This window comes from Caloranaerobacter azorensis DSM 13643 (assembly GCF_900129995.1).
GTDB lineage: Bacteria > Bacillota > Clostridia > Tissierellales > Thermohalobacteraceae > Caloranaerobacter > Caloranaerobacter azorensis.
The window spans coordinates 1-13,091 of sequence record NZ_FQXO01000063.1; the positions used below are offsets into that span (position 1 = coordinate 1).

Consider the following 13,091-nt stretch of genomic DNA (forward strand, 5'->3'; position numbering starts at 1 on the left):
ATGATGAGATTAGAATAAGACCTCACGAGAAAAGCATTAAGAGATTAAAAGACAAAATAAGGAAAATCACAAATAGAAATATAGGAATAAGTATGGAAATAAGAATAGAAAGATTAAACTTTCTAATAGTCGGTTGGGTAAACTATTTCAAAATAGCAGATATGAAAGCGAAACTAAAAGCGATAGACAAATGGACTAGGAGAAGATTAAGGGCATGCCTTTGGAAACAATGGAAGAAAATTAAGACCAAATTTAAGAATCTTAAAAGATTAGGAGTTCCAGAGTATAAGGCATGGCAATATGCTAATACCCGAAAGGGATATTGGCGTATATCTAATAGTCCTATATTAAGTAAGACCTTGAATAACCAATACTGGTTAAAACAAGGTCTTAAATCGCTTTCTACGCAGTATAAGAAATTGAACTTAACCTAATGAACCGCCGTATACCGAACGGTACGTACGGTGGTGTGAGAGGTCGGTAGATGAAATAATCATCTACCTCCTACTCGATTTGGACTAGTATATAAATAATAATAGATAAAAATATGAATATTTTATTATTTTTAATAGTATTGTAAGATTAGTATTTTAAAAAACCAAATACTTGTATATAATATTATTATGGACTTTAATATACCAAAGTGGAAAGTGGGGTGACTATACTGACTTTTGTCAGTTGTATATATGGAAAAACTTATAGTTGAAGGTGGAGTAAAACTTGAAGGTCAAGTTAATATAAGTGGATTTAAGAATGCGGCGGTTGCTATTATACCAGCTTCTATATTGTCTGCAGGCAAGTGTTATATAGAGAATATTCCTCATATTAGAGATGTATATTTATTTAAGGATATAATGCAAGAACTGGGAGTAAATGTGGAATTAGATGAAAACGGAACTATGATGATAGATTCGAGTAAACTTGATAGATGCTGTGCTACATATGATTTGGCAAATAAGATGAGAGCATCTTATTATCTGATAGGGGCAGGATTGGGAAGATTTAAAGAAGTTGAAGTAGCTTATCCAGGAGGATGTAATATAGGTACTAGACCGATAGATCAGCATATAAAGGGATTTGAAGCATTAGGAGCAAAAGTAGAAATAGAGCATGGTGTTATTAGATGTAGAGCAGAGAAATTAGTAGGAGCAAAAATATATCTTGATGTAGTTAGTGTCGGTGCTACAATTAATATAATGCTTGCAGCTGTATTGGCTGAAGGAACTACAATAATTGAGAATGCTGCTAAAGAGCCTCATGTTGTTGATGTTGCTAACTTTTTGAACATGATGGGTGCTGATGTAAGAGGAGCTGGAACTGATATTATAAAGATAAAGGGTGTCGATAAGTTACACGGCTGTACTTATAGTGTCATACCTGATCAAATTGAAGCAGGTACATATATGATAGCTGCTGCTGCTACAGGAGGAGATGTGTTTATTAATAATGTTATTCCTAAACATTTGGAGTCTATAACTGCTAAATTAAAAGAGATGGGTGTTGAAGTAATAGAATATGGAGATTCTATAAGAGTTAAAGCTTCAAATAACCTTAAAAGTGTAGATATTAAAACCTTACCATATCCAGGATTCCCGACTGATTTGCAGCAGCCAATGACAGTATTGTTGTCTACGGCGGATGGTACGAGTGTAGTTACCGAAAGCATATTTGAAGGAAGATTTAAATATGTTGATGAACTGAAGCGTATGGGAGCGAATATAAAAGTTGAAGGTAGAGTTGCAGTAGTAGAAGGAGTAAAGCGTTTAAGTGGAGCTAGAATATCAGTAACAGATTTGAGGGCCGGAGCTGCATTTATAATAGCAGGTCTTATTGCTGAAGGAACAACGGAGATAGAAAATATTTATCATATAGATAGAGGGTATGAAAAAGTTGAGGAGAAGTTTAGAAAATTAGGAGCCAAAATTAAGAGAATTAGAGGTTAGCCGAGAAAAGTTACTCGGCTTTTTTCATTAATTTTTTTGTGCTATAATATAAAATGTATTAGAAAAAAATAACTTGGAGGACAAAAATGGCTTTTAGATTTTGTTCATTGGCTAGTGGAAGCAGTGGTAATTGTCAGTATATTGAGACAAATAGACTTAAATTATTAATAGATGCAGGATTAAGTGGAAGGAAAATAGAAAATTCATTGAAAACAATAGGCGTGTCGCCTGAAGATATAAATGGTATATTGGTTACCCATGAACATAAAGATCATATAAAAGGAGTAGGAATTCTTTCTAGAAGATATAATTTGCCTATATATGCTAATGAAAATACTTGGAAGGCAATGGGAAATGATATAGGAGAGATAAATATAGATAATATTAGAACATTTAAAACCGAAGAAGAATTTGAATTGGGAGATTTAGGGATACTACCATTTAGAACTTCGCATGATTCGATCGAATCTGTTGGTTTTTGTTTTTATCATAAAAATAAGAAAATAAGTTTAGTAACAGACACAGGTTTTGTAAATCAACATATTAAAAAGAAAATATATGATTCAGATTTATTGGTAATAGAGTCTAACCATGATATAGAAATGTTAAAAATGGGCAGATACCCGTGGTTTTTAAAAAAGAGGATAATGGGAGATACAGGACATTTGTCTAATGATTTAGCTGGTGAAGTAATATCAGAAGTATTTTCTGGAAAGAGGCAAAGAGTGCTTTTAGCCCATTTAAGCAAAGAAAACAATTTTCCAGAACTAGCTTATCAAACAGTTGTTAATATTTTAATAGATAAGGGTATAAAAATTGGAGATGATATTATTATTGGACTTACACAAAGAGATAATCCAACAAAAATATATAATTTATAGTAGGAGGTGTTTTTAAAATGGATTGGGAAGAAAAAAGAGAAAATGAGAATGAAAACAATAATATTGAGGATGCTTATGAGAATGAAAATACTAATATTAGTAGTTATTATGTTAAAAGACCTGAAAATTTTAACAGATCTTATAAGAAAAAAAGAGGTGTGTTTTCATATTTTGTAGTGGCTTTGATAGCTGCATTAATTGGTGGAATAATTTCATCATATGTTGCACCAGCCTACTTATATGGTAAATATTTACCAGTTCCAGAATTATATAAGAAGAATGTAGCAGAAAGGACTCAGATAAAAATAACACCTAAAGACAATATTACAACTGTAGCTGCTGTGGCTAAAAAAGCTATGAAATCAGTTGTTGGTATAACTACTGTACAGATTGTGGACTACTTTTTCTGGGGGCCTAGACAGTTGCAAGGAGTAGGTTCTGGTGTAATTGTTGATAGTGATGGATATATACTTACGAATTCTCATGTGATTGCCGATGGTAAGGCAGAAAAGATTACAGTTCTATTTGAAAATGGAGATAAAAAAGAGGGAAAAGTTTTATGGTATGAAAAGGCTTTAGATTTAGCTATAATTAAGGTTAATGCAACAAATCTGCCAGTAGCTGATTTAGGAAATTCTGACAACCTTCAAGTTGGAGAATTAGCTGTTGCAATAGGAAATCCTTTGGGATTAGAATTCCAAAGAACTGTAACTTCTGGAATTATAAGTGGTTTAAATAGATCTATTAGAACTGAAGATAATAATGTTATTGAAAATTTGATACAAACAGATGCATCAATAAATCCTGGTAATAGTGGAGGGCCATTATTAAATTCAAGAGGGGAAGTAATAGGTATAAACACTGCCAAAATACAATCAGCTGAAGGATTAGGTTTTGCTATACCAATTAATACTGCTAAACCTATTATACAACAGGTTATTAAAAAAGGAACATTTAAAACTGTATTTATGGGTATAGTTGGGGTTGATTTAGAGAAATATGAAAGAGCTTTAGGTATTGATTTAAAAGCTGATAGCGGTGTGATTGTAATAGAAATTGCAGAGAATTCCCCAGCAGACAGAGCAGGAATGAGGGCTGGCGATGTTCTATTGAAAATAAATGGTGAAGAAGTATTATCTATGAGTCATTTAAGAGGATTACTTTATAAATATAAACCGGGAGATAAAATTAACATCGAAGTTATGAGAAATGGTAAAATTGTTAATTTAGAATTGACGTTTGAGGCTAGACCAGACAATCGTTAGGTGGCTACAAGGGGCTTGGCTTAAAATATAGTCAAGCCTTTTGTATATAAATTGATGTTTAAATGAGAATACTATAATTAATAGAAATGTAAAATTGAAAATGAAAAATGTAAAATTAATATTATAAAAATAAATGGAGTGATTTGCATGTATGTTGTTTGTAACGAACATTTAGATATTGCTATTGAGGAGTTTATCGATGTATATGAACAGCCACCAGATATCTATGAACTAGATAAAGTATCTTTTACCGATTGGACAAGTCCGCATACTTGTGATTTTTGCGATAAAAAGCCTAAATATTTAATAGTATAAACTAATTACACATGTAATCAGAATGTAAAATTAAAAATTTAAAATGAAAAATTGGTATAAAGAAGATACATATAAAAGCTATAAATCAAGGTGTGATTTTGTGAAGCCTGGCAATAAGGACAAGCTGTATATTTATCAAAGAGATTTGAAAAGATGTTTTTACTGTGGGAAAAAACTTAAATTTCATCAGATTACACTAGATCATTATTTTCCTGTCAGTAAAGGCGGTACAAATGATGTTTTTAATTTAGTAACTTGTTGCAAAAAATGCAATAAACTTAAAGCAGATTTTCTGCCAGAAGATTATGAAGCAGTAATTTTAAAACTTTTTTTAACAGCTGTAATCGATGATAAAATTATAGGGAAAGGATTGAATATAGATAATAAAAAACTGAAAAAAGAATTATTAAATGTCAATAGGATAGAATGTATTACAGATAGATTTATATTTCAAAGTAATAGTATGCGGTTTTATATAAAGGATAACTATGTAACTAAAGTAGTTTATTTAGGAGGCTAATTAACAGTTACAAAATATTTATAAAAACTTATAAAAACCTTAAAACAATTATAAATTCAAAAAGTAGTTAAGAAAAATTATAGAGGGAGTTAAAAGAAAATGAGTAAATCTATAGCCGGAAATAAAAATATAAGAACATATAAAATGAGAATAAAAGACAAAAAATTCAAATCCAAAATCATAAATTAAATAAAACTAATAAGCAAAGCTTTATACAAATAACATTTGGGAAGCTAATAAGGTATATAGAATACAAAGCCAAAGAATATGGAATAGAGATAAAATTCGTAGATGAAAGCTACACATCTAAAGTAAGCAGCTTAACAGAAGATATAAAAATAATGCAAAAGTTACTACAATATAACCTTGATTTAACTAATGCTTTAAATGGGAAGCGAGTTAAACGAGGGTTATTCAAAGACAAAGTTGTAAATAAAATAATCAATGCTGATTTAAACGGAGCGAGGAATATATGTATATTGGGCAGTAAAAAAGCACAGCAGAAACACAAAGCAGGAGGTGAAAACCGTTGGCTTAATGTTAAGCTGTGCAATCCTATAAAAGTAGAAAGCGACGTTAAGTTTGCAGAATCATAAAATCTGCATAATAGAAGTATCGGGTAAGACCTATAAATCTATAAAGATTTATAGGTATGCGTTGCTTTCTATAAGGTTTTTATAGATATAAGTCAACGGATATGAATGAATGTTACGATAATTTCAGTAGGTAAGATTAAAGAAAAATACTTGAATGAGGGCATAAAAGAATTTTCAAAAAGATTATCTAAATACTGTAAATTAAAATTAGTTGAAGTAAATGATGAAAAGGCTCCAGAAAATTTGAGTGAAACTGAAATGGAAATTGTGAAGAAAAAAGAAGGCGAAAGGATATTAGGTAAATTAAATGAAAACTCTTATATTATAGCCTTATGTATTGATGGTAAAAGTTTATCTTCAGAGGAATTTTCAAAAAAGCTCGACAGTTTAGCATTATCAGGGAACAGCAATATAACTTTTATAATAGGTGGTTCTTTAGGTTTATCACAAGATGTTATAAATAAGAGTCATTTTAAATTATCTTTTTCAAAGATGACGTTTCCACATCAATTGATGAAATTAATTTTATTAGAACAAATTTATAGGGCATTTCGAATAAGCAGGGGTGAACCGTTGTAGACTAAAATGATAAACTTCCTGATGTATGAGTTATACTTATAAAAAGATCGGGGGGCTTATTTTTATGGGTAAAATTGCAATATATACAAGAGTTTCTTCTGTTAGACAACTTGATAGTGAAGGAGAATCATTGAAAGTACAGAGAGAAGAATGCGAAAAAATGTTAATAAGAGAGTATAATAAATCAAAGGAAGATTTTATATATTTTACTGATGAAGGAATTAGTGGAAAATCAACAGAAAAAAGAGATCAATTTGTAGAGATGCTTGAAATGATAAAAAACCAAAGCAAAGATGATGAAAATTATATAGAAGGTATATGTTGTTTTGATTTATCAAGATTGGCGAGAAACTTACAATTAACAATGGAAATATTTAATGTCTTAAAAGAAAATAATTTAAAATTATATACTGTAGATAGGATGTTTAGAGGGAGTTTAGATGATCAAAGTGCTATGATTATGATTGCAATAATAGGCATGTTAAATGAATTGTATCTAGTTCAACTTCGTGAAAAAGTTATCCCAGGCATGAAAGAATCTTCAAGTAAGGGCTACTGGCAGGGAGGTATGCCGCCACTAGGATATGATTATTTAGAAATGAAAGACGATAAAGGAAGATATAGAAAATTTTTAGTTATAAATGAGAAAGAGGCAGAAGTAGTAAAACGAATATTTCATATGTATGTTAATGAAGAGAAGTCGCTTTATAGTATTGCTAAAGAATTAAATGATGAGGGATATAAGACAAAGTCATACAAAAAAAGAAAAGGTGGCAAATTTAGTACAGTAACTGTAACTAGTATATTATCGAATCCAGTATACATCGGGAAAGTAGTATGGGGGAAGAAAACTACTATTTCTTTAAAACAGTCAAATGATGTAAGAAAAAAGGAAATAAAAGAGTTTACAGACGAGGAAATAAGAAATGCAAAAGGTATACATGAAGCGATAATAGATGAAGAAACCTTTTTCAAGGCGAGAGCAAGAATGAAAGAGAGAAAGCAAATAAGAGAAGATTTAATAATGGCTAAAAAAAGAAAAGGGATAAAGGAAAAGAAATATTATAAAGAAAACAGAAGGATATTTAGCAATGTTTTAAGATGTCCTGAATGTGGAAGCCGTATGACAAGTTCTCCGTATTATAAAAAGGATGATAAGGGAAATATATTGGAAGTTAAATACTCATATATATGTTCTGCTTATAATTCAGGCAAAAATAACTGTAAAGGATACTATAGAGTTAGTGAAAAACAAGTTTATGAGTTTATAAGAAAGGATTTTATAGAAAGAATGGATAACTATTATAAAATGATAAAGATTTATCTAGACTATAAAATTAAAACAGAAGAAGATAAAATTAGGTATTTAGATGAAGTAAATCCAGAAAAAGCAAAAAAATTAGAAAGGCTTGAAAAAAACAAGAAAAAGTTATCTAAAAATCTTGAGAATATAGCAGAATTAATAATTGAGAATAAAGATAATAAAAGAATGTTAGAGATTTATAATAACAAATCTGTAGAACTTAACAGAGAACTTGATCAAATAGAGAATAAGATACAGAAATTAAAAAGCGAAATAGAAAAAGAAAAAGAACAAAGGAAAACTTTATTAAAAGATATTCAAGAAAAAGAAGATATTGGAGATTTTGAAGTGTATTTTAATAACTTATCAATAGATAAGCAAAGAGAGTTGATTGAGCAAGTATATACAGAGATAGTTGTAGATACTGAACCTAAAAGACAAGGGAAGCAGAAAAATCCAAAACTTCGTTATGCAAAAATTAATGAAGATTTTAGCATAAGAAGGATTTGTGAGATTTTAGATATAGATTTCAATGATTTTTTTATAAAGATGCAAGAAAAAGGAATTCAACTACCTACAATACTTAAATATTTTGAAGATGGTACTGATTTTGTTAATACGCTTATAGAGTATTATAAAAATTATGATTCCAAAAACAATACTATACCAACAAAATTAGATGATTTTATTCAAGATTTATATATTGAATATAAGAAGAGAGAAGAAAAGCAAAAAATAAAAGTTGAGTATGCGAAAGAGCAAATACGCAAAATACTACTGAGAAACTGATTTCTTTATTCATAATAAACACTTGCCCGAAAAGTGTTTTATTTTTAGAAATACAAAAAAATAGAGAACTTTAATGAATTTAGATTCTAAATTATAAAATCTTTATTAATTTTAGCAGATGTAGAAAAATACAAAAACTAAAAAAGAAGATGTTTTATATAAGGAAGTAAATAATTTGGTATATTAAAGATAAATACATACGTTTTGATACATTTTCTTGGGAACTTAGGGCTTTAGAAAAAGGAATTGTTAGAAGATATTAAAAATGCATAATAAATTTGTTTATATTAGGATAATGAAAAGCAAGTAGAAACCTATTATATTTTACAGTTGGGAATTATAATCAAACAAATAACAAATGTAGAATATATCACCAATTAATTAACATGTAGTCTTTGCAGGTATGGTATATATGCCTTGATGAAAAGGCTTAGCCAATTTTATTAGGTTGCCATACCTGCTTTTCCATATAAAGCCAAATGCAATTGCAATAAATAATACTTTTTCTTGAAGTGCGGAATTTTGAACTAATTTAAATACTAACCCTGAAAAAATATTTGATTTATTAGAAAAAATGTATGTTGAAATACAAGAAACGAAAAAAATGTGACTGCAAAATAAAATATAGCAGAAATCAAATGAAATAAAGTAATGAAATAAGGTAAGGTTTAATAACCAAGTTGATGAAAATCTTAAGGCTCTTTATGATGGATATAAACAAAGCATTGAAAAAATAACAGAGATAGAAGAAAAAATAGATAAATTAACATACAAAATTGAAAACAAGAAATAACATTAAAAGTTTTAAAATCAGTAAAGTAAGTATAGTACGAAGACATACCCTATTATGAATTTCAAATTACCAATTACAAGTTACAAGTTTAATAGTATTATACAAATTTTGCATCTAAAGTCAAGAATTTTTTAAAAAAGAGTAAGTGGTAAGTAGCAAGTGATAAGTGTTAAGGGGTAAGTGTTAAAGTATTAAGATATTAAAAATTGAATATTAAAAAACAGACAACGGATAAAATAAGTAATTAACTATACTATAAAATTTACAAGTCACAAAAATTTCCTGCAAAACAAACTTCAAAAATGTCGCTTCAAAATCAACTCAAAGTATTGAAAAATACAGCAAAAGTCCAATTTAACTATAATACATATTATATATAGGGAAAGTGAATAAGGCTAAGGGATAAGTATTAAGTAGTTAAGTATTAAAATTAAATAATAAAGATTAAATTAATTAAAGAGAATAAATCTAAAAAATATAAAGGCTTAAAAACAAAAGACTTACAATTATAAAAGTGTAAGCCATTTGGTTTTAGCATGCATTTTATAGATCCTGGAACAGGAGGTTTTTATAAAGGGAAAGACCCTAATGTATCAATAGAGCAATTAAAGGAGAAATGGATAGATGATGCTAATGTAATATATATTGGTAGGGCTGGAGGAACTGCTCAAAATGGAAAAGAGTGCAAATCAACTTTAAGAATTAGAATAAAACAATACATTAAGTTTGGGAAAGGCAAGAATGTAGGACATTGTGAAGGAAGATATATATGGCAAATGGCAGATAGTAAAGAATTATTAACAGCATATAAGGCAATAAAAAAAGAAAATCCAGTTTTAAAAGAAAGAAAATTAATTAAAGATTTCCAAGAATATTATGGATTGATACCTTTTGCAAATTTAAAATAAATATAAAATATGCTCTTAAAACTAAAAATTACATTTCATTTATACAAAAATCTAAAAAATCATTTATTAAGTTTACAATATTATCATTTATCTTGTATTCATTACATACACCTAGTTCGTTAATAGGTATTATATTACCGACTTTTAAATTGTGAGATTTGCATTTATTTATATCATTAATATTTATATTATATCTCGATAATAATTTAGAAATATCATCAGCATTAAAAGAATTATTTTTACTATTTAATTGTATATAATATCCTGCTATTAAATAAATAATTACATTATTTGTTTCTTTACTAAAGGCTTTTTTCCAAACAGAGAAGTTTTTTTTTAATATTTCTTCAATAGAATATTTTGATTTAGAACTTGTTTTAGTAGAATTATTTAGATCATTAGAAGTTATAGAAGTTGAATGTTCTTCTATTAAAAAAGATAGTTTTCTAAGTATATCATCGATATTTGATAGTTGCTTTTCTATAAAATCTTCTTTGCCTTGAATTTCTAACTCGAAATTTTTATACTTCAATTTTATATAAGAAGAATTTTTCATTAATACATCTCCTAAATTAGTAAAAAAGTTAATATATAAAGTACATAATCTTATTATTTACTATTTTCATTAACTTGATTCTGTAGTTTTTTGTAGTATCGGTACAACATTTTTATAATTTCAATAATTTTATAATCAATTTTTTTAGATTCCTCATCAGAAATGCAATTGCATTTTCTGGCTAGGTTAAGTCAGTATCTTGTTTCTTACCTATTTATACAGTTTATTGAATTTAAAAAAATTTTTTTTAGAACTAAAAAACACTTGAAATCATTATGGGATATTCTATAAAATACATCAAATCAAAATGGTATTAATTCAGTTTTGAAGGATTTAAGAATAATAAATTAGTAGAGGAGTGATTAGGTATGAAAACAATAATTATAGGTGTAGATCAAGGAAACAGATATATTAAAAGCAGAGAAGGGATTTATTCATGCGGCTTTATAGTTTCTCGTTCGGAACCTTTAGGTATGGATGAGGTTATAGAGTTTCAGGGCAAATATTACTGTATCGGAGGAAGTAGAAAAAAGTACAGACAAGATAAAACTATAGACGATACTTATTTTATACTTACACTACCAGCAATAGCAAAAAGATTAGAGAAAGAAATGCTGAATGAAGCGGATATAATATTAGGAATTGGGCTGCCTTTATCTCATTTTAATTTAAAAAAGAAATATATAGATTATTTTACTAGAGGCAAGGTAGAATTTAAATATAATAATAAAAAATATTTGATAAACATTAAAGAAGTAATGTGTTTTCCTCAAGCGTTATCGGGATACATGCTTTTTTATAATAAGTATAAAGGAATAGACTTTATTAATCTATTTGATTTTGGGCAGGTAACATTAGATGCTGTAAAAATCCATAACGGTAAACCGCTGTTGGACACAGCCATTAGTCTTAATTATGGTATGTTGAGACTTATTAAGACTATACAAGAAAATATTAGAAAAGAACTGGGGATTGAAATATCAGAGGAGCAGATAGAAACAAATCTTCAAGGGAGAAGGGGTATATTTTTTAAAGACGAAATAGAAGAAATTATAAAAAGAACTACAGTAGATTTTGTCAACGAAATGCTTGGGGAACTTCGAGAGAGTCAATTTGAACTGCAAGCAACAATGAATTTATTTATGGGTGGAGGTTCTAGTATTATTCAAAATACTTTGGATTTAAACAAGCATAACGGCCGTATAGGGTATTATGAGGTTATGGAGAATGCTCAATTAGCCAATGCTTTAGGTTACGAAATACTTGTAAAAGAAGCATTAAAAAGAAGGTGATTTAAATGAAAGATAATATTAAAAGAATAAATTTATGCTTTAACTTAAATAATGAAAGGGCTAAAAAAGCATATAATACTATACAAGAGTATAATGCAAAAACAGCATTTGTAATTAGTGCCGTTCTTGCATTTATAGAAAATAAAGATGAAATAAATAAAGAGATAATAAAAGAGGCAGTTAAAGAAGCATTAAGAGAATCAGGAGCCAAAATAGAGTTGCAAAAAGAGAGCAGAAGCAAAGAAACTGGCGGTATTCCTGATGATGTATTTAATTTGTTAAGCGGACTATAAAGCAAAGAGCAGGCATCACTCAAAATGAGTGAACCTGCTCTTTATAAGTTTAATCTACTTATAATAGTTCAGGGATATAGATCAGCATGTATTTTTTTATTACTGTATAAAGATAACGCTGGTCTAGTTGTTCACTATCTTTTAAATTTGCCCAGTTTGGATTTGATGAAGTTCTCAAAAGTAATTGAGTTAAAAAATACTGAAGTTTCTCATCTTTTGAAAGATTTTTATACTTACTCCTGTTAACTTTCTTGATTAAAGATTTAACATGGTATTTAATACTATTTTCTAATTTTTCAAAGGGAGTATAGTTTAAACACTCTTCAATAGAAATACTTATAAGTAAATTTGGTTCTATTTTTATTGTACTCATAAAGATCATCCTTTCTTATATTGAAGTACATGCATACTAATAAATCTTGTTATTTAATGTCAAGAAAATTTTTAGAACATATAAGAACTAAATTTGAAGAATCAAATAAGAGGAAAGAACATATAAGAACTAAACTATAAAAATCTTAATTTAGATTAAAACTCCTCTTCCTATATTTTATTAATTATCTCTGTCTTTCTTAATATTTCTTAGAATCGCTATTATATTTGTTCCTATAACAGAGATTAAAACTACTATTTAAATAGATTCTATTGTTTTTTATTTGAATATTTGTAATTTTATTGAATGCAATAAGTATACTTACTAAAACAAGCAATATAATTTACTTATTTTACCATTAATTATATAAAAGTTTTAGAGAGGTATCTCACCTTTTTTATCCTCTGATTTACCCTCTTATGTCCCTCTGGATCACATTATCTATTATGCGTCCTAACATTCCTTCGTTCTATCTTTTAAGGATAGGTGAGTGCTATTACTTGTATACTGGGTCTATGCCCTTATGGAGGAATTAGGCTTTCCTCACCTAAAACTTTGTTTTTTAGATTAATATAAATAATATTTATCCTACATTTATAAAGTATTAAGCTGCTAAAAGCTTATGAATCTGTTTTAAACGTACTTCTCCTAATGCTTTTTTAGGATTATATTTTTCTTTATTTTT

General features: G+C 28.2%; 14 protein-coding genes. 12 read left to right on the forward strand and 2 right to left on the reverse strand.

The window, feature by feature from the left end; genetic code table 11:
- The 10 genes from BUB51_RS09500 to BUB51_RS09545 form a co-directional block, all read left to right on the forward strand.
- A partial coding sequence (locus tag BUB51_RS09500) for a group II intron maturase-specific domain-containing protein (protein ID WP_073197350.1) occupies positions 1 to 434 on the forward strand: 434 nt, incomplete at its 5' end.
- Positions 435 to 671: 237 nt separating this feature from the next.
- Positions 672 to 1,943, forward strand: coding sequence for a UDP-N-acetylglucosamine 1-carboxyvinyltransferase (locus tag BUB51_RS09505; RefSeq protein WP_341423356.1), 1,272 nt, complete (start codon positions 672 to 674; stop codon positions 1,941 to 1,943).
- An 86-nt stretch (positions 1,944 to 2,029) separates the two neighbouring features.
- Positions 2,030 to 2,824, forward strand: coding sequence for an MBL fold metallo-hydrolase (locus BUB51_RS09510; RefSeq protein ID WP_073197355.1), 795 nt, complete (start codon positions 2,030 to 2,032; stop codon positions 2,822 to 2,824).
- 17 nt (positions 2,825 to 2,841) lie between these two features.
- Positions 2,842 to 4,089: a serine protease HtrA gene (gene htrA / locus BUB51_RS09515; RefSeq protein ID WP_083599580.1), complete on the forward strand. Its 1,248-nt coding sequence runs from the start codon at positions 2,842 to 2,844 to the stop codon at positions 4,087 to 4,089.
- A gap of 147 nt (positions 4,090 to 4,236) precedes the next feature.
- Entirely contained in the window at positions 4,237 to 4,404 is a 168-nt protein-coding gene (locus BUB51_RS09520) for a CxxH/CxxC protein (RefSeq protein WP_073197358.1), read from the forward strand.
- 100 nt (positions 4,405 to 4,504) lie between these two features.
- Entirely contained in the window at positions 4,505 to 4,924 is a 420-nt protein-coding gene (locus BUB51_RS09525) for an HNH endonuclease (protein WP_073197360.1), read from the forward strand.
- Positions 4,925 to 5,094: 170 nt separating this feature from the next.
- Positions 5,095 to 5,520: a zinc ribbon domain-containing protein gene (locus BUB51_RS13680; protein WP_278294256.1), complete on the forward strand. Its 426-nt coding sequence runs from the start codon at positions 5,095 to 5,097 to the stop codon at positions 5,518 to 5,520.
- Between the two features lie 105 nt (positions 5,521 to 5,625).
- Entirely contained in the window at positions 5,626 to 6,099 is a 474-nt protein-coding gene (gene rlmH, locus BUB51_RS09535; protein ID WP_073197364.1) for a 23S rRNA (pseudouridine(1915)-N(3))-methyltransferase RlmH, read from the forward strand.
- Between the two features lie 64 nt (positions 6,100 to 6,163).
- Positions 6,164 to 8,191 carry a recombinase family protein gene (locus tag BUB51_RS09540; protein WP_073197366.1) on the forward strand — a complete coding sequence of 676 codons (2,028 nt, stop codon included), beginning with the start codon at positions 6,164 to 6,166 and terminating at the stop codon, positions 8,189 to 8,191.
- 1,329 nt (positions 8,192 to 9,520) lie between these two features.
- On the forward strand, positions 9,521 to 9,892 hold the full coding sequence (locus BUB51_RS09545) for a hypothetical protein (protein WP_073197368.1): 372 nt from the start codon (positions 9,521 to 9,523) through the stop codon (positions 9,890 to 9,892).
- Positions 9,893 to 9,920: 28 nt separating this feature from the next.
- On the opposite strand, the gene BUB51_RS09550 is transcribed toward BUB51_RS09545, so the two are convergent.
- Positions 9,921 to 10,448 (reverse strand): hypothetical protein, encoded by a 528-nt coding sequence (locus tag BUB51_RS09550; RefSeq protein ID WP_073197370.1) that lies wholly within the window; start codon positions 10,446 to 10,448, stop codon positions 9,921 to 9,923.
- Positions 10,449 to 10,816: 368 nt separating this feature from the next.
- Here BUB51_RS09550 and BUB51_RS09555 point away from each other — a divergent pair, with 368 nt between their 5' ends.
- On the forward strand, positions 10,817 to 11,740 hold the full coding sequence (locus BUB51_RS09555) for a ParM/StbA family protein (protein WP_073197372.1): 924 nt from the start codon (positions 10,817 to 10,819) through the stop codon (positions 11,738 to 11,740).
- A 5-nt stretch (positions 11,741 to 11,745) separates the two neighbouring features.
- Positions 11,746 to 12,033, forward strand: a complete 288-nt coding sequence (locus BUB51_RS09560; protein WP_073197374.1) for a hypothetical protein — start codon at positions 11,746 to 11,748, stop codon at positions 12,031 to 12,033.
- Between the two features lie 58 nt (positions 12,034 to 12,091).
- Here the strand turns inward: BUB51_RS09560 and BUB51_RS09565 are convergent, their stop codons facing one another.
- A complete protein-coding gene (locus BUB51_RS09565) occupies positions 12,092 to 12,406 on the reverse strand; it encodes a hypothetical protein (RefSeq protein WP_073197376.1) in 315 nt (104 codons plus the stop codon).
- Positions 12,407 to 13,091: the final 685 nt, after the last annotated feature.